This window comes from Leifsonia shinshuensis (genome assembly GCF_013410375.1).
Taxonomy (GTDB): Bacteria; Actinomycetota; Actinomycetes; order Actinomycetales; family Microbacteriaceae; genus Leifsonia; species Leifsonia shinshuensis.
The window spans coordinates 768,347-784,840 of sequence record NZ_JACCFL010000001.1; the positions used below are offsets into that span (position 1 = coordinate 768,347).

A 16,494-nucleotide genomic window follows, 5' to 3' on the forward strand; every position below is an offset into this window, starting at 1 on the left:
CCGCCGTCGTCGCGCGCCAGCAATCACACTCCGCCGAGGGGACCCTCCGTGCACTATCTCGCCGTTCTCAGCATGAAGAACCGCGCCCTGATCGCGCTCGTCACGATCGTGGCCGCCATCTTCGGCGGCGTCGCGCTCAGCAGCCTCAAGCAGGAGCTGGCGCCCTCCATCTCGTTCCCCCAGCTCGTCGTGCTGTCGACCTACTCCGGCGCGTCGCCCGAGGTCGTCAACCACGACGTGAGCACGCCGGTGGAGGCCGCGATCCAGGGCGTGCCGAACCTCGACTCCACCTCGGCGGTCAGCAGCACCAACCAGTCGATCATCACGGCGAAGTTCACGTACGGCACCGACCTGGCGACGGCCGAGCAGAAGATCGACCAGGCGATCAACCGGATCAAGTCGACGCTGCCCTCCGGCGTCGACCCGCAGGTGCTCTCCGGCTCGATCGACGACCTCCCGGTCATCCAGCTCGCGGTCAGCGGCGACACCGACCAGCGCACGCTCGGCGACGCCATCACCAAGCTCGCCCTGCCCGACCTCAAGGCCGTGAACGGCGTCAACGACGCGCAGCTGGTCGGCGAGGTCGGCCAGCGCATCACCATCACGCCGGACCCGGCCAAGCTGGCCGCCGCCGGTGTCAGCTCCTCCGCGATCAAGGACGCGCTGCAGCAGAACGGCGTGCTCCTCCCCGGCGGCTCGATCACCGAGAACGGCAAGACGCTCACCATCCAGTCGGGGGCGCAGCTGACGTCGGTGGCCGACATCTCGGCGCTGCCGCTGATCAAGTCGTCCACGAGCGCCGGAGCGTCCGGAGCTTCGGGCGCGTCCGGGGCTTCGGGCGCGTCCGGTGCTTCGGGTGCGTCCGGTGCGGCGGGTGCGTCCGGCGCCCCCGGGGCCGCCGGAGCCGCGGGCTCCGCTGCCGGAGGTGCGGCCGCGAGCCAGGCCGCAGCAGCCGCGGCCGCCGCCGCGAACACCACGCCGCACACGATCGGCGAGGTCGCCACGGTCGCGCAGACCGACGACCCGGTGACCTCGCTCTCGCGCGTCAACGGCAAGCCGGCGCTCACCATCGCGGTCACCAAGCTGCCCTCCGCCAACACGGTCGCCGTGTCGCACGCGGTGTCCGCGCTCATCCCGAGCCTGGAGACCAAGCTCGGCCACAACGCCACCATCACCGTGGTGTTCGACCAGGCGCCGTTCATCACGCAGTCGATCAACTCGCTCGCGGAGGAGGGCCTGCTCGGCCTCGCGTTCGCGGTCATCGTCATCCTGGTGTTCCTGCTCTCGGTGCGCTCCACCCTGGTGACGGTCGTCTCGATCCCGACCAGCGTGCTCATCACCTTCATCGTGATGTGGGCGAGCGGCTACACGCTCAACATCATCACGCTCGGCGCGCTCACCATCGCGATCGGCCGCGTCGTGGACGACTCGATTGTCGTCATCGAGAACATCAAGCGGCAGCTCGTGCCCGGGGTGGACCGGGCCGTCACGATCATCCGCGCCGTGCGCGAGGTCGGCGGCGCGATCACGGCCTCCACCATCACGACCGTCGCGGTGTTCCTCCCGCTGGCGTTCGTCGGCGACGTCACCGGCGAGCTGTTCCGGCCGTTCGCGCTCACCGTCACCATCGCGCTGCTCTCGTCGCTCCTGGTCGCGCTGACGATCGTCCCGGTGCTGGCGTACTGGTTCCTGCGCGCGCCGAAGGCCCGCAAGCACGAGGGCGGCGAGCACGACGACGAGGCCGCGCACCTGTCGGTCGCGGAGGCGACGGCCTCCGGCCACGACGAGCTGGAGCACCCGTCCCTCCTGCAGCGCGGCTACCTGCCGATCATCCGCTGGACGCTGAAGCACTCGGTGCTCACCGTGGTCGCCGCCGTGGTCGTGCTGGTCCTCACCTTCTTCTCGTTCCCGCTGCTCAAGACGAACTTCCTCGGCTCCAGCGGCCAGAACTCGCTCACCGTCTCGCAGACGCTCGAGCCGGGCGCCAGCCTCCAGACCAAGGACGACGCCGCGCGCAAGGTCGAGGACAAGCTCCTGCACACGACCGGCGTGAAGACCGTCCAGGTGTCGATCGGCTCCAGCGGCTCGACGCTGCGCGACGCGTTCACCGGCGGGGGCGGGGCGACGACCTTCTCGGTCACGACCGACCCGAACGCCGACCAGGACAAGCTGCAGACCACCATCCAGAACGAGATGGCCTCGATCACCGGCGCCGGCGACATCACCGTGTCCGCGTCCAGCGGGTTCGGCGGGTCCACCGACATCCAGGTGGACATCAGCGCGAGCACCAACGCCGATCTCCAGAAGGCCACCGACTCGGTCGTCGCCGAGCTGAAGAAGAAGTCGTCGCTCAAGCAGGTCACGGACAACCTGAGCGCGTCGCTGCCGTACGTCTCGGTGAGCGTCGACCGGACGAAGGCCGCCGAGGCGGGCCTCAGCGAGGCCGCGGTCGGCACGCTCGTGTCGCAGGCGATGCAGCCGACCCAGATCGGCTCGGTCGCGATCGAGAACGCGACGCTCAAGATCTATCTGCAGAGCGACAATCCGCCGACCACGGTCGCCGGGCTGTCCGACCTGCCGATCCCGACCGCCAAGGGCGTCGTGCCGCTCAGCTCCGTGGCGACCGTCGCCGAGGCCAAGGGGCCGGCGACCGTGACGACCGAGCGCGGGCTGCGCACCTCCACGGTCACCGCGACGCCCGCCACCGACAACCTCACGACGGCGAATGCCGACGTGACCAAGGCGCTCAAGGACGCCGACCTGCCGGCGGGAGCGACCGCAAAGATCGGCGGCGTCTCGTCCAGCCAGTCCAGCGCGTTCGGCCAGCTCGGCCTCGCCCTGCTGGCGGCGATCCTGATCGTCTACATCGTCATGGTGGCGACGTTCCGCTCACTGCGGCAGCCGCTGCTGCTCCTGGTCTCGGTGCCGTTCGCGGCGACCGGCGCCATCCTGCTGCAGCTCGCCTCCGGGATCCCGCTCGGCGTCGCATCGCTCATCGGCGTGCTGATGCTGATCGGCATCGTGGTGACCAACGCGATCGTGCTGATCGACCTGGTGAACCAGTACCGTGCGCGCGGCCTGACGGTCAGCGACGCGGTCGTGCACGGCGCCTCCCGGCGTCTGCGCCCGATCCTGATGACGGCCCTCGCGACGATCGCCGCGCTGACGCCGATGGCGATCGGCCTGACCGGGCACGGCGGCTTCATCTCGCAGCCGCTCGCCATCGTCGTGATCGGCGGTCTGATCTCGTCCACGGTGCTCACGCTCGTGGTGCTGCCGACGCTCTACAACCTGGTGGAGGGCGCCCGCGAGCGCCGGCTGGCGCGCAAGGCGGCCAAGGGCGGCGGCGCCGCCGGTGCGGGAGGCGGCCCCGGCTCGGGCGGGCCCGGTTCCGGTGGCCCGGGTGTGGGTGACTCGGTGACGGATGACGGCTCGCCGCAGCCCCCCGTGTTCACGACCCCGGCGGGCGGCCGCCAGCTCTGACCCGTCGCCGAAGGGCACGTAGACGCCTCTGAGACCCTGTTTCAGGGGCGCTTGCGTGCCCGTCGGCATGTGGGCGGAGGGTGGGCGTGTCCGGGATACCAGACGGCCGATGGTGAGGCGGCGGCGCCGCTGACGGCGGGCGTTGCTACCGTCGCCGTATGAGCCTCTCCGTCGATCCGCTCTGGCCCCGTGCCGGATCCTGGCCGTCGCTCGCCGAGCTCCCGGACGGGGAGCAGGCGGACCTCACCCTGATCGGCCTGCCGACCTGGCGGAGCTCCCTCTCCCCGACGGGCGCGCACGCCACTCCCGGCGCGGTGCGCGAGGCGCTGCGGCGCTACTCGGTCCACGTCCCCGACCTGGCGGTCGAGGCGCTGCGCTTCGCGGACGCCGGGGACGTCGCCGAGCCGGACGGCCCGGACGGCGAGCGGCGCGCTGTCGACGCGGTCCGGGAGGCCGTCTCCCGATCGCGGCTGACCGTCGCCGTCGGCGGCGACAACTCCCTCACCGTCGCTAGCGCGCTCGGCGCCTGGGGCGGCGACGCGTCGCGTGCCGGGCTGGTGACGCTCGACGCCCACCACGACCTGCGCGACGGCGTCTCCAACGGTTCCCCGGTGCGCCGCCTGGTGGAGGCCGGCCTCGACGGCCGCCGGATCGTGCAGATCGGCATCGCCGACTTCGCCAACTCCGCCGCGTACGCGCTACGGGCCGCGGAGTACGGCATCACCGTCGTCCACCGCGACGAGCTGCACAGTCGCCCGATCGACGAGGTCATGGCGGAGGCGCTGGAGCGTGCGGGCGCCGCGGGCGGCCCGATCCACGTCGACCTCGACGTGGACGTCTGCGACCGCTCCGTCGCCCCCGGCTGCCCGGCCTCCGTGCCCGGCGGCCTCGCGGCGTGGGAGCTGCGGAGGTTCGCGCGCCTCGCAGGGGCGGACCCGCGCGTCCGCTCGATCGACATCGCCGAGGTCGACGCGACCGCCGACACCGCCGACCAGCGCACGGTCCGCCTCGCCGCCCTCCTCGTCCTCGAAGCCGCCGCCGGCCTCGCCTCGCGCTGATCCGCGCCTCCCGCTCGCCGGCCAACGCTTCCTCACTTCCTCCCGCAACACGCCGCGCGCGGGCGGGAGAAAGTGAGGAAGCGATGGCTGCACGGCCGCTGGGCAGCCATCCGTTCCTCAGCTTCTCCCGCAACACGCCGCGCGCGGGCGGGAGAAAGTGAGGAAGCGGTGGCTGCGTCAGGCGACGTGGGTGCGGGCGACCAGCGGAACGCCGGGGCGGTACGCGAGGTGCACGTACGACGGCGCGTCGAGCACGACGTAGTCGGCACGGGCGCCCGGGCGCAGGTGGCCGACGTCCTCGCGGCGCAGGGCCTCCGCGCCGCCGAGGGTGGCGGCGCGTAGCGCTTCGGCCACGGTCATCCCCATGTCGCGCACCGCGACGGCGACGCAGAACGGCATCGACGACGTGAATGACGAGCCCGGGTTGCAGTCGCTCGCCAGCGCGACTCGCACGCCGGCGTCGATCAGTCGGCGGGCGTCCGGGTACGGGTGCCGCGTGGAGAACTCCACCCCGGGCAGCAGCGTCGCGACGGTGTTCGATCCGGCCAGCAGCTCGACGTCGCGGTCCGTCAGGTAGGTCCCGTGGTCGACGCTCGCTGCATCCAGCTCCACGGCCAGCGCGACGCCGTCGCCCGGGCCGAGCTGGCTCGCGTGCACCCGGACGCCCAGCCCGCGGGCGGCGCCGGCCTCCAGGATGCGCCGCGACTGCGGCACGGTGAAGGCGCCGGTCTCGCAGAACACGTCGACCCAGCGGGCGTGCGGCGCGCAGGCGTCCAGCATCGGGCCGGTGACCAGCTCCACGTACGCGTCCGGGTCGTCCGCGTACTCGGTCGGCACGACATGCGCGCCGAGGAATGTCGTCTCGTCCGTGACCTCCCGGGCGATCCGGAGGATGCGCGCCTCGTCCTCGACGGTGAGCCCGTAGCCGCTCTTGATCTCGAAGGTCGTGGTGCCCTGCGCGCGCAACTCGCGCACGAAGCCGGCGAGCCGGCGGCGCAGCTCCTCGTCGGAGGCCGCCCGGGTCGCGGCGACGGTGCTGCGTATGCCGCCCGCGGAATACGGTCGCCCGGCCATCCGCGCCTCGAACTCCGCCGAGCGGTCGCCGCCGAAGACGAGGTGGGTGTGGCTGTCGACGAAGCCCGGGATCACGGCCGCTCCCTCGACGTCGATGACCTCGTCCGCGTCATCGCGCGGCGCCGCCGACGCGGGACCGGTCCACTCGACCCGGCCGTCCACTTCCAGCAGGGCCGCGTCGGGGAGGATGCCGAGCGGTCCGGGGTGGGCGGGATCCAGGGTGACGAGTTCGCCGATCCCGGTCAGCAGCGTCGCGCCGGGCATCAGGCGACCGGCCCCGAGGGCACCGCGGCGGCCTCCTGCATGGGGATGCGTAGTCCGCGTTCGCGGGCGATGTCGGCGGCGTGCTCGTAGCCGGCGTCGACGTGCCGCATGACGCCGGTGCCGGGGTCGTTGGTGAGCACGCGTTCGATCTTCTGGGCGGCGAGGGGGGTGCCGTCGGCGACGACGACCTGGCCGGCGTGGATGCTGCGGCCGATGCCGACGCCGCCGCCGTGGTGCAGGGACACCCAGGTGGCGCCGGAGGCGGTGTTGAGCAGTGCGTTCAGCAGCGGCCAGTCGGCGATCGCGTCGGAGCCGTCCTTCATCGCCTCGGTCTCCCGGTAGGGGGAGGCGACCGAGCCGGAGTCGAGGTGGTCACGGCCGATCACGATCGGGGCGGAGAGCTCCCCGGAGGCGACCATCTGATTGAACTTCAGCCCGGCGAGGTGGCGTTCCTTGTAGCCGAGCCAGCAGATCCGCGCCGGGAGGCCCTCGAAGTGGACCTTCTCGCCGGCCTGGGTGATCCAGCGGGCCAGTTTGTGGTCGTTCGGGAACAGTTCCAGGATGGCCCGGTCGGTGGCGGCGATGTCGGCCGGGTCGCCGGAGAGCGCCGCCCAGCGGAACGGGCCGCGGCCCTCCTCGAACTGCGGGCGGATGTAGGCGGGGACGAAGCCGGGGAACGCGAACGCCCGGTCATAGCCGCCGAGCTGGGCTTCGGTGCGGATCGAGTTGCCGTAGTCGAAGACCTCGGCGCCGGCGTCGAGGAAGCCGACCATCGCCTGCACCTGCTTCGCCATCGACAGCCGCGCGGCGATCGTGAAGGCCTCCGGATCGGCGGCGGCACGGTCGTGCCACTCCGCGACGGTGATGCCTTCGGGGAGGTAGCTGAGCGGGTCGTGGGCGCTGGTCTGGTCGGTGACGATATCGATCGGCACCCCGCGGGCCAGCAGTTCCGGGAAGACGGTGGCGGCGTTGCCGACCAGCCCGACCGACAGCGCCCGGCGCTCGTCCTTGGCGGCGAGGACCCGGGCGATCGCGTCGTCGAGATCGTCGGTGAGCTCGTCGAGGTACCCGTGGTCGACGCGGCGCTGCAGGCGGGTGCGGTCGACGTCCACGATCAGCACGACGCCGCCGTTGAGGGTGACGGCCAGGGGCTGTGCGCCGCCCATCCCGCCACAGCCGCCGGTCAGGGTGAGCGTCCCGGCCAGGGATCCCCCGAACCGCTTGTCGGCGATCGCCGCGAACGTCTCATAGGTGCCCTGCAGGATCCCCTGCGAGCCGATGTAGATCCACGAGCCCGCGGTCATCTGCCCGTACATGGTCAGGCCGAGCGCCTCCAGGCGGCGGAACTCGGGCCAGGTCGCCCAATCCCCGACCAGGTTGGAGTTGGCGATCAGCACCCGCGGAGCCCACTCGTGGGTGCGGAACACACCCACCGGCTTGCCCGACTGCACCAGCAGCGTCTCATCCGCCTCCAAGTCGCGGAGCGTCGCGACGATCGCGTCGTACGCCTCCCAGCTCCGCGCGGCCCGGCCGGTGCCGCCGTAGACGACCAGATCGTCGGGCCGCTCGGCCACCTCCGGGTCCAGGTTGTTCATCAACATGCGCAGCGGCGCCTCGGTCTGCCAGCTCTTCGCGCTGAGCTCCGTGCCGCGAGCAGCCCTCACGGGTCGTGATCCCTGCATCATCTGGTCCTTTCAGTTCGTATGGTCCCGCCCGGCAGCCATCTGTTCCTCACTTTCTCCCGCATCCCTCCTGTGTGTCGCGGGAGAAAGTGAGGAAGCGATGGCTGGGGGCGGGAGGTCAGGAGAGGTCGGTGGTGGTGAGGGCCGCGGCGACGGCTTCGCCGGAGGCGACGAAGGCGACCGCGGCCTCGATCTCGGGGGAGAGGTGGCGGTCCGGGCCGGGGCCCGGGACGGTGGCGCGCAGCGCTGTCGTGACCGCGGCGGTGGCCGGTCCCTGGCGCAGCGGGGCGCGCAGGTCGGCGCCGCGCGCGGCGGTCATCAGCTCGATCGCGAGCACCCGGGTCAGCCCGTCGATCGCGCGGCGCAGCTTGCGGGCGGCGGCCCAGCCCATCGACACGTGGTCCTCCTGCATCGCCGACGACGGGATGCTGTCCGCCGACGCCGGGACCGCCAGGCGCTTGAGCTCCGACACGATCCCCGCCGCGGTGTACTGCGCGATCATCAGGCCGGAGTCGACGCCGACCTCGTGCGCGAGGAACGGCGGCAGCCCCTGGTTGCGCGCCGGGTCGAGGAAGCGGTCGGTGCGCCGCTCCGACATGCTCGCGACGTCCGCGACGACGATCGCGAGGAAGTCGAGCACGTACGCGACGGGCGCGCCGTGGAAGTTGCCGTTCGACTCCACCCGGCCGTCCGGGGCGAGCACGGGGTTGTCGATCGCGGAGGCCAGCTCCCGCTCCGCGACCATCGTCGCGTGGGCGACCGTGTCACGGGCGCCGCCGTTGACCTGCGGCGAGCAGCGCAGCGAGTAGGCGTCCTGAACGCGGGTGCACTCCGGGCCCTTGTGGCTCGCCACGAGCGGGGAGTCGGCGAGCAGCGCACGGAGGTTGGCGGCGGAGACCGCCTGGCCGGCCTGCGGGCGCAGCTGCTGGAGGTCGGCGGCGAACACCGCGTCGGTGCCGAGCAGGGCCTCCACGCTCATCGCCGCCGCGATGTCGGCTGTGGTGAGCAGGGCGCCGAGATCGTGCAGCGCGAGCGACAGCATCCCGAGCATGCCGTCGGTGCCGTTGATGAGCGCGAGGCCCTCCTTCTCGGCGAGGACGACGGGCTCGATGCCGGCGGCGGCGAGGGCGTCGGAGGCCTCGACCAGGCGACCGTCGACGCGCACCTGGCCCTCGCCCATCGCCGCCAGCGCGCAGTGCGCGAGCGGGGCGAGGTCGCCGGAGCAGCCGAGCGAGCCGTACTCGCGCACGATCGGCGTGATGCCCGCGTTGAGCAGGGCGGCGTAGGTCTCGACCGTGCGGCGCTGCGCGCCGGTGCGGCCGGTCATCAGCGTGGCCAGCCGGAGCAGCATGAGGGCGCGGACGACCTCCCGCTCGACCTCCGGGCCCGACCCGGCCGCATGCGAGCGGACGAGGGAGGCCTGCAACTGCGCGCGGCGTTCCGCGGGGATGAACGTGGTCGCCAGTGCGCCGAAGCCGGTGGAGATCCCGTAGTGCGGCTCGACGTCGTCGGCGAGCGCTTCGATGATCGCGCGCGACGCCTCGACGGCGTCGAGGGCCGCGGGGTCGAGGACGACGGGCGCGTCGTGCCGCGCCACCGCGACGACCTCCGCGATGGTGAGCGGGCGGGCGCCGACGGTGACGGGCGCGGCCTCGGCGGGGACGCGGCGGGTGGTTGCGGAGGTGGAACCGGTGGTGACTGCGGACATGCTCCGATCATGCGCCGCACCGCCTCCGTGGCGCCCGGGGGTTAGGCTCATCGGTGTCCGGGATACCAGACGAGCCGCCGAGCGGAGCGGGGAGGAGCACCATGAGCAAGGTCCCCGCAGCGGAGAACACCCTGCGCATCCTCGCCTACCTCGCCACCCAGCGCGGCCCGGTCCCCGCCGCGGGGATCGCGACCTCCCTCGGCCTCCCGCGCTCGACCGTCTACCACCTGCTGACCGTGCTGGCCGAGCACGGCTTCGTCCTGCACTTCCCCGAGGCGCGCAGGTATGGGCTCGGCGTCGCCGCCTACGAGCTGTCGAGCGGGTTCTCCCGGCAGCAGCCGCTCAGCCGCCTCGGCCGGCCGATCGTGGCCGCGCTCGTGGACGCGATCGGCGAGTCCGGTCACGTCGCCGTGCTGCACGGGCGGGACGTCGTCTACATCGTGGAGGAGCGCGCGCCGCGGCGTCCGCGGCTGGTCACGGACGTCGGCGTCCGCCTCCCGGCCCACCTGACGGCGAGCGGACGCGCCCTGCTGGCCTCCCTCCCCGCCGGGCAGCTGCGCGCGCTGTACCCGGACGCCGGCGCGTTCGAGGACCGGACCGGAGCGGGGCCGCACTCGTACGCCGAGCTGCGCCGGCTCGTGACGGAGGCGCGGGAGCGCGGCTACGCCACGGAGGACGGCGACGTGACGCCCGGCTTCGCGTCCGTGGCGGTCTCGGTGCGCGACCACGCCGGCTGGCCCGCCGCCGGCATCGCCGTCACCTTCCCCCGGGAGAACGTGCCTGCGTCCGAGTGGGAGGCGCTCGCCGCCCGGGTGCGGGAGGCCGCGGCCGAGCTGTCCCGGCGCATCCGCGGCAGCTGACCCGCACTACTGGAGCGTGACGGTCGTGGTGTGCTCCGCGCCGCCGCGGACGTACTCGACCTTCACCTCGTCGCCGGCGTTGCTGGTGACCTGGATCGCGGTGAGCACGTCGACGTTGGTCGCGGGGTTGCCGTTCACCGCGGTGATCACGTCCCCGACCCGCAGGCCCGCCTGCTGCGCGGGGCCGCCGGAGACGATCGACTGCACGAACAGCCCGTCGGTCACGCCGAACGCGGCGGCGGCCCCCGGGGGGATGGGCACGACCGTGAGCCCCGCGGTGGGGTGCGAGACCTCGCCGTGCGCGATGAGCTCGTGCGCGATCGGCAGCGCCAGCGACTCCGGGATCGCGAACCCGATCCCGACGCTGCCCGTGCTCGCCTGCCCGCCCGAGCCCGGCACGGTCGCGATCGCCGTGTTGACGCCGACCAGGCGCCCGTCGCAGTCGACCAGCGGGCCGCCCGAGTTGCCGGGGTTGATCGACGCGTCGGTCTGGATGGCGCCGGCGAGGACCGCGTTCCGGTCGTCGTCGCTCGGCACCGGGACCGTCCTCCCGAGCGCGCTCACGATGCCGGCGGTCACGGTCGAGGAGAGACCGAGCGGGGCGCCGAGGGCGACCACCGGCTGCCCGACCACCAGCGCTCCGGAGTCACCGGTCTCGATGATCGGCAGCGGCGCGTCGTCCTTCACCTTGATGACGGCCAGGTCGGTCTTCGGGTCGCGGCCGGTCAGCTCGGCCGGGAGCTCGTGGCCGTCGCTGAACCGCACCGCGAGCGTCGCCCCGGACGCCGCGTCGGCGATCACGTGGTTGTTGGTGAGGATGTAGCCGTCGCCGGTGATGATCTCGCCGGTGCCGTTGCTCGTCCCGCGGGAACCGGTGACGCCGATGGTGACCACCGTCGGGAGCACGCGGTCGCTGACGCGCGCCGCGTCGCACGAGCCGCTGCGTCCGGCGGAGACGACGGCGACGGCGAAGCCGCCCGCGATCATCCCGCCGCCGATCAGCACGAGCGCCGCGCCGAGCACGAGCAGTGCGATCGTCCAGCTGCGCAGGGTGGTCTTCTGCTCGGTCACGGTCTTCCCCCTGTCGACGGTGGCGCCAGGCTAGCGGGACGGGCCGCTGACGGAACAGGGGTGTTCCCGCCGGGTACGGAGGCCGCTAGCCTGCGTGCATGGTGAGATTCCTGATCCGAGCGGCGATCTTCGTGGTCACCGCGGCCCTCGGCCTGCTGGTGGCGTCCTGGCTCCTGCCGGGGTTCCACCTCGACTGGGAGGGGCTGCTGGTCGCGGTGCTGGTCTTCGCGGTGGCGCAGAGCATCCTCGCGCCTTTCATCTTCAATCTCGCCCGGAAGTACGCGTCCGCGCTGCTCGGCGGGATCGGGCTGGTGTCGACGCTGATCGCCCTGCTGGTCGCGTCGCTGCTCCCGGGCGGCATCCGGGTGGACGATTTCGTGACCTGGATACTCGCGGCGCTCGTCGTCTGGGTGGTGACGGCGCTCGGCGGCTGGCTGCTGCCGCTGATCTTCCTCAAGAAGAAGGTCGCGGCGCGGAGCTAGAGCGCCTTCGCGTAGCAGACCGAGTGCGGGTCGCCGACGTACTCGCCGAAGTTCGGGATGCGCGCGTAGCCGCGGCTCTCGTACAGCGCGATCGCGGCGTGCTGCAGCGGGCCGGTCTCGAGCTGCAGGGTGGCGACTCCGGCGCGGGACGCCTCGGCCTCCACCGCCCCGAGCAGGCTCCCGGCCAGCCCGCGGCCGCGCGCGGCCTCGTGCACGAACATCCGCTTGAGCTCGGCGCTGCCGTCGGTCTTCCGCACCAGCGCCGCCATACCGAGCGCGCTGCCGTCCTCGTCGCGCCCGACGAACACGGTCACGCCGGGACGCTCGAGCTCGGAGATGTCGAGCAGGTAGCAGCTCTCGGCGGGGTACAGCGCGAACGTGAACTCATCGCTCATCCGCAGCAGCTCGGCGACGCCGGGGGAGCGGGCGGGCTCGGCGGACACGCGCGTGGTCGTCATGCGCCCGATGCTAGCGAGCCCGTATGTCGGGCAGATTTCGGCGCTCAGCCCGCCTTGTGCGACTTCTGCCGCGAGATGCCGCGTGCGACCCACTCCAGTCGGCGCAGCGCCTCCCGGTTGCGGATCCACAGGATGGGATCGATGATCGGCGTCGGGATGCGCGAGGCGATCCCGGTGATCGCGTGCTCCTCCATGCGCACGAGGCACCCGGAGCCGCGCGGCTGCACCTCGATGACGACGCGCTCGGTCCCGACCGGTCGCGTCTTGGCTTCCAGCACGAACCGTTTCGGCCGGTCCCACACCTCGACGCTGGTCTCGTCGTTCAGCACGAACGGCCAGATCCCGATCGAGTGGTGGAGGCGGGAGCCCGGTTCCGGGAAGTGCCCGTCCGCCCCGCGCATCCGCGAGGCGCCGACGACCCAGGTCGGGAACACCCAGGGGTCGGCGAGGGCGGTGAAGACTTCTTCGGGCGTGCACGCGAAGCGGCGGACGTTGACGGACATCAGGCGATCTCCTCCTCGATGAAGCCGGTGGTCTGGTTGAAGCCGCTGGCGGGCGCGCCCGGCGCCGCGGCCGGACGGTCGGGCGCCAGCGACGGCATCCTGGTCACCCCGAACTCGTGCCGGAGCGCGCTGCGCGCCGCGTAGTAGCCGGCCAGCCCGTGCACGCCCGGCCCCGGCACGGCGGAGGACGAGGCCAGGTAGAGCCCGCGGCCCGGCATCCGCCACGGGTCGGTCGACAGCACCGGCCGCATGACCAGCTGGGAGAGGTCGGGCATCCCCGAGGAGATGTCGCCGCCGATGTAGCTGGGGTTGTAGCCCTCCAGCTCGTGCGCGGTCCGGGTGGTCTTCGCGAGGATCAGGTCGCGGAAGCCGGGCGCGAACCGCTCGATCTGCGCGATCACCGCCTCGCTGCGATCCGACGTGGAGCCGCGTGGAACGTGCGTGTACGCCCACAGCACGTGCTTGCCGGCCGGCGCGCGCGAGGGGTCGAACAGCGTGGGCTGGGCGACGAGCACGTAGGGGTCGTCGCTCTCGCGTCCGGCCGCCACCACGCGCTCGGAGCGGGCGATCGCGCCGCGCTCGCCGCCGAGATGGACGGTCGCGGTCTCCAGCAGCTCGGGGTTCGTCCACGGCACCGGGCCGGACAGCGCGAAGTCGATCTTGAAGACGCCGTTGCCGTCACGGAAGCCGGCGACGCGACGGAGGTAGTCGGCGGGCAGGAGGTCCTCGCCGAGCCGGGCCGCGATGGCGACGTGGGTGTCGAACAGGATGGCGCGGGCGTCGGGCAGCTCGCCGAGCGACTCGATCGCCGCGCCGGTGACGACCTCTCCGCCGTGCGCGCGGAGGTCGTCGACCATCGCGTCCGCGATCGCCTGCGATCCGCCGACCGGGATGGGCCAGCCGCGCGCGTGCGCGTAGGTCGCGAGGGCCAACCCGGCGGCCGACGCGGCGAGGTTCGGCAGCGGCAGCGTGGCGTGCGCGATCACGCCGGTGAGCAGGGCGCCCGGCTTCGGCGTGCGGAACGGCAGGTTCCACCACGGGCCGCCCTGCGACAGCGCGGTGAGGCCGAACCGCGCGGCGACGAGCGGATTCCGCGGCACCTGCAGGAGCGACGACCCGGTGAACTGGGCGACCGCGTCCGCGTTGCGCGCGAGCGGGCCGAGGAGGGCGCGCCAGGCGGGGCCGTCGGGGCCGAGCGCGTCTGCCGTGCGCTCCAGGTCGCGGTAGGCGACGGCGACCTCCCCGTCCGGCAGCGGATGCCCGTACGAGGCGGACGGCGTGATGAACGGCACGCGGTCCGCCAGCCCGAATTTGCGGAAGAAGCCCGAGGCGAGCGCGAGCGGGTGCACCGCGGAGCAGATGTCGTGGCGGAACCCCGGCAGCGTGATCTCCTCCGTCCGGACGCCGCCGCCCGGCGTCGCGTTGCGTTCGTAGACGTGCACGCTCAGCCCGGCCCGGGCGAGGGTGACGGCGGCCGCGAGCCCGTTGGGGCCGGACCCGATGACGATCGCGTCGACGGAGGTCATGCCCCATGTATACCCCGGCGACCGTGGCCCGGGAGGGGGTTGCGGATCGGCAGCGTCCTCCCAGGCGCGATCCTGTATCGTTGGGAGGTCGGCTCTTGACACCGCGCCTATTTGTCGCGCGGATGGGTTTGTAAGTCAAGTGGGCCGGTTCCGCAGCCAGTCGGTGAGCGGATTCATCACGATGTGAACGGCCCCGGGCGATGTCTGCTGGGGATACCTCCGGTGCGCTTCAGCGTGCCGCCGCGCATTTCGCAACAACAACCCAGGAAGAACCACGCATGCCCCCGTACAAGAAGAACACCCGACAGCAGAGCTCCGGCCGCCCCGCGCAGCAGCACGCGCCGAAGGGTGCGGGCAGCCGCAGCCCGAAGCACCGCGGCTACCGCGACGAGGCCCCCGAGACCGGCAAGAAGAACCGCTGGAGCGCCGAGGACCGCGCCGCCCGCGGCCGTGACACCTACGGCGCCCGCGGCGACTCCCGCACCGGCTCCGGCCGTGGCGAGCGCCCGAACTGGGAGCCGCGCGGGAAGGACGCCCGCCGCACCGAGCGCGAGTGGGAGGACCGCGCCCGCGCCGGCCGTCGCGACGACGACCGTCCGCGTCGCTTCGATCGGGACGACCGTGCGCCGCGCCGCGAGTACGACGACCGTCCGCGCCGTCAGTTCGACCGCGACGACCGCGCCCCGCGCCGTGACGTCGACGACCGCCCGCGTCGCTTCGAGAGGGACGACCGCCCGCGCCGCGACTTCGATCGTGACGACCGCGCGCCCCGTCGCGACAGCGACGACCGTCCGCGTCGCTTCGAGCGGGATGACCGCCCGCGCCGTGACGTCGACCGCGACGACCGTGCGCCCCGCCGTGACCGTGACGACCGTCCGCGCCGCGACTTCGACCGCGCCGACCGTGCTCCGCGCCGTGAGTTCGACGACCGCCCGCGTCGTCAGTTCGACCGGGACGACCGTCCCCGCCGGGACGCCGACGACCGTCCGCGCCGCAGCTTCGACCGCGACGACCGCGCCCCGCGCCGCGACTCCTCCTTCTACCCGTCGCGCGACGAGAAGCCGTCGTTCTCCCCGCAGGAGGACGTCGTCCTCGAGCGCCTGGAGGCCGAGGCCATCCAGGCCGCGGACGTGGAGGGCGTGACCTTCGCCGACCTGGGCCTCGGCGGCAACATCGTCCGCGCGCTTGCCGAGCTCGGCGCCGAGACGCCGTTCCCGATCCAGGCCGCCACCACCCCCGACGTGCTCGCGGGCAAGGACGTCCTCGGCCGCGGCCGCACCGGCTCCGGCAAGACGATCGCGTTCGCCGCCCCGATGGTCGAGCGTCTCATGCAGCTCTGGGCGGAGTCCGGCAAGTCCGGCGGCAAGCGCCAGCTGGGCCGCGCCCCGCGCGCGCTGATCCTCGCGCCGACCCGCGAGCTCGCCCTCCAGATCGACCGCACTGTGCAGCCCATCGCGCGTAGCGTCGGCCTGTTCACCACGCAGATCTACGGCGGCGTCCCGCAGGGCCGCCAGGTCGGCGCCCTCCAGCGCGGTGTCGACATCGTGATCGGCACCCCCGGCCGCATCGAGGACCTCGTGGAGCAGGGCCGCCTCGACCTCAGCGAGGTCGTCGTCAGCGTCCTGGACGAGGCCGACCACATGTGCGACCTCGGCTTCCTGGAGCCGGTGCAGCGCATCCTGCGCCGCACCTCCGAGGGCGGCCAGAAGCTGCTGTTCTCCGCGACCCTCGACTCCGGGGTGGCGCAGCTGGTGGACGAGTTCCTGGTCGAGCCGACCGTGCACGAGGTCGCCGGCGAGGACCAGGCGTCCTCGACCATCGACCACCGCGTGCTGGTCATCGAGCACCGCGACAAGCCGGCCATCATCGAGCAGCTCGCGGACCGCGACGGCAAGACGCTGATCTTCGCCCGCACCCGCGCGTTCGCCGAGATGCTGGCCGACCAGCTGGACGACGCCGGCATCCCGGCGGTCAGCCTGCACGGCGACCTCAACCAGTCGCGCCGCACGCGCAACCTGGCGCAGCTCACCAGCGGCCGGGTCAGCGTGCTGGTCGCGACCGACGTCGCCGCCCGCGGCATCCACGTGGACGACATCGACCTGGTCATCCAGGCCGACGCGCCGGACGAGTACAAGACCTACCTGCACCGCTCCGGCCGCACCGGCCGCGCCGGCAAGCAGGGCACGGTCGTGACGCTCATCCCGCGCCACCGTCAGCGCCGCATGAGCGAGCTCCTGGAGCGCGCCGAGATCGCGGCAGACTTCGTGCCCGCCGCCCCCGGCGACGACGTGGTCCTCACCCTCTCGCAGGCGTAACACCCGCCGA

12 protein-coding genes are annotated in these 16,494 nt (G+C 72.9%); 5 read left to right on the plus strand and 7 right to left on the minus strand.

All coding sequences use genetic code 11. The features are described from left to right. Nucleotides 1–48: 48 nt before the first annotated feature. Nucleotides 49–3,483: an efflux RND transporter permease subunit gene (locus HNR13_RS03835; protein WP_179604526.1), complete on the plus strand. Its 3,435-nt coding sequence runs from the start codon at nucleotides 49–51 to the stop codon at nucleotides 3,481–3,483. A gap of 158 nt (nucleotides 3,484–3,641) precedes the next feature. After that, nucleotides 3,642–4,541, plus strand: a complete 900-nt coding sequence (locus tag HNR13_RS03840) for an arginase family protein (RefSeq protein ID WP_179604527.1) — start codon at nucleotides 3,642–3,644, stop codon at nucleotides 4,539–4,541. Between the two features lie 177 nt (nucleotides 4,542–4,718). Here the strand turns inward: HNR13_RS03840 and hutI are convergent, their stop codons facing one another. The 3 genes from hutI to hutH all read right to left on the minus strand — a co-directional run bounded on the left by hutI (nucleotide 4,719) and on the right by hutH (nucleotide 9,269). Continuing rightward, nucleotides 4,719–5,879: an imidazolonepropionase gene (gene hutI, locus HNR13_RS03845; protein WP_179604528.1), complete on the minus strand. Its 1,161-nt coding sequence runs from the start codon at nucleotides 5,877–5,879 to the stop codon at nucleotides 4,719–4,721. Further along, on the minus strand, nucleotides 5,879–7,561 hold the full coding sequence (hutU, locus tag HNR13_RS03850) for a urocanate hydratase (protein WP_179604529.1): 1,683 nt from the start codon (nucleotides 7,559–7,561) through the stop codon (nucleotides 5,879–5,881). Before hutU ends, hutI begins: the two co-directional genes overlap by 1 nt. A 118-nt stretch (nucleotides 7,562–7,679) precedes the next feature. Continuing rightward, nucleotides 7,680–9,269 (minus strand): histidine ammonia-lyase, encoded by a 1,590-nt coding sequence (gene hutH, locus HNR13_RS03855; protein ID WP_179604530.1) that lies wholly within the window; start codon nucleotides 9,267–9,269, stop codon nucleotides 7,680–7,682. Between the two features lie 101 nt (nucleotides 9,270–9,370). Between hutH and HNR13_RS03860 the strand changes: the two genes are divergently transcribed. After that, nucleotides 9,371–10,129: an IclR family transcriptional regulator gene (locus HNR13_RS03860; RefSeq protein ID WP_179604531.1), complete on the plus strand. Its 759-nt coding sequence runs from the start codon at nucleotides 9,371–9,373 to the stop codon at nucleotides 10,127–10,129. A gap of 6 nt (nucleotides 10,130–10,135) precedes the next feature. Here HNR13_RS03860 and HNR13_RS03865 read toward each other — a convergent pair whose 3' ends face one another. Further along, nucleotides 10,136–11,200, minus strand: coding sequence for a S1C family serine protease (locus HNR13_RS03865; RefSeq protein ID WP_343063450.1), 1,065 nt, complete (start codon nucleotides 11,198–11,200; stop codon nucleotides 10,136–10,138). A 98-nt stretch (nucleotides 11,201–11,298) separates the two neighbouring features. Between HNR13_RS03865 and HNR13_RS03870 the strand changes: the two genes are divergently transcribed. Then, complete coding sequence (locus HNR13_RS03870; RefSeq protein WP_179604532.1) at nucleotides 11,299–11,682, plus strand: phage holin family protein; 384 nt, start codon at nucleotides 11,299–11,301, stop codon at nucleotides 11,680–11,682. Here the strand turns inward: HNR13_RS03870 and HNR13_RS03875 are convergent. From HNR13_RS03875 to HNR13_RS03885, 3 genes are read right to left on the minus strand one after another with little or no spacing between them, the layout of a single operon-like run. Further along, nucleotides 11,679–12,140 (minus strand): GNAT family N-acetyltransferase, encoded by a 462-nt coding sequence (locus tag HNR13_RS03875; protein ID WP_179604533.1) that lies wholly within the window; start codon nucleotides 12,138–12,140, stop codon nucleotides 11,679–11,681. The genes HNR13_RS03870 and HNR13_RS03875 overlap by 4 nt on opposite strands. Nucleotides 12,141–12,184: 44 nt before the next feature. Beyond that, complete coding sequence (locus HNR13_RS03880) at nucleotides 12,185–12,643, minus strand: SRPBCC family protein (protein ID WP_179604534.1); 459 nt, start codon at nucleotides 12,641–12,643, stop codon at nucleotides 12,185–12,187. Beyond that, a complete protein-coding gene (locus tag HNR13_RS03885) occupies nucleotides 12,643–14,169 on the minus strand; it encodes a phytoene desaturase family protein (RefSeq protein ID WP_179604535.1) in 1,527 nt (508 codons plus the stop codon). The genes HNR13_RS03880 and HNR13_RS03885 overlap by 1 nt, the downstream gene beginning before the upstream one ends. A gap of 278 nt (nucleotides 14,170–14,447) precedes the next feature. Here HNR13_RS03885 and HNR13_RS03890 point away from each other — a divergent pair, with 278 nt between their 5' ends. Next, complete coding sequence (locus HNR13_RS03890; RefSeq protein WP_179604536.1) at nucleotides 14,448–16,484, plus strand: DEAD/DEAH box helicase; 2,037 nt, start codon at nucleotides 14,448–14,450, stop codon at nucleotides 16,482–16,484. The last annotated feature ends 10 nt before the right edge of the window (nucleotides 16,485–16,494 follow it).

Bases quoted from the DNA above. Each gene is read 5' to 3' on its own strand.
- HNR13_RS03840 (WP_179604527.1), top strand. From the start codon at position 3,642: ATGAGCCTCTCCGTCGATCCGCTCTGGCCCCGTGCCGGATCCTGGCCG.
- hutI (WP_179604528.1), bottom strand. From the start codon at position 5,879: ATGCCCGGCGCGACGCTGCTGACCGGGATCGGCGAACTCGTCACCCTG.
- hutU (WP_179604529.1), bottom strand. From the start codon at position 7,561: ATGCAGGGATCACGACCCGTGAGGGCTGCTCGCGGCACGGAGCTCAGC.
- hutH (WP_179604530.1), bottom strand. From the start codon at position 9,269: ATGTCCGCAGTCACCACCGGTTCCACCTCCGCAACCACCCGCCGCGTC.
- HNR13_RS03860 (WP_179604531.1), top strand. From the start codon at position 9,371: ATGAGCAAGGTCCCCGCAGCGGAGAACACCCTGCGCATCCTCGCCTAC.
- HNR13_RS03870 (WP_179604532.1), top strand. From the start codon at position 11,299: ATGGTGAGATTCCTGATCCGAGCGGCGATCTTCGTGGTCACCGCGGCC.
- HNR13_RS03875 (WP_179604533.1), bottom strand. From the start codon at position 12,140: ATGACGACCACGCGCGTGTCCGCCGAGCCCGCCCGCTCCCCCGGCGTC.
- HNR13_RS03880 (WP_179604534.1), bottom strand. From the start codon at position 12,643: ATGTCCGTCAACGTCCGCCGCTTCGCGTGCACGCCCGAAGAAGTCTTC.
- HNR13_RS03885 (WP_179604535.1), bottom strand. From the start codon at position 14,169: ATGACCTCCGTCGACGCGATCGTCATCGGGTCCGGCCCCAACGGGCTC.
- HNR13_RS03890 (WP_179604536.1), top strand. From the start codon at position 14,448: ATGCCCCCGTACAAGAAGAACACCCGACAGCAGAGCTCCGGCCGCCCC.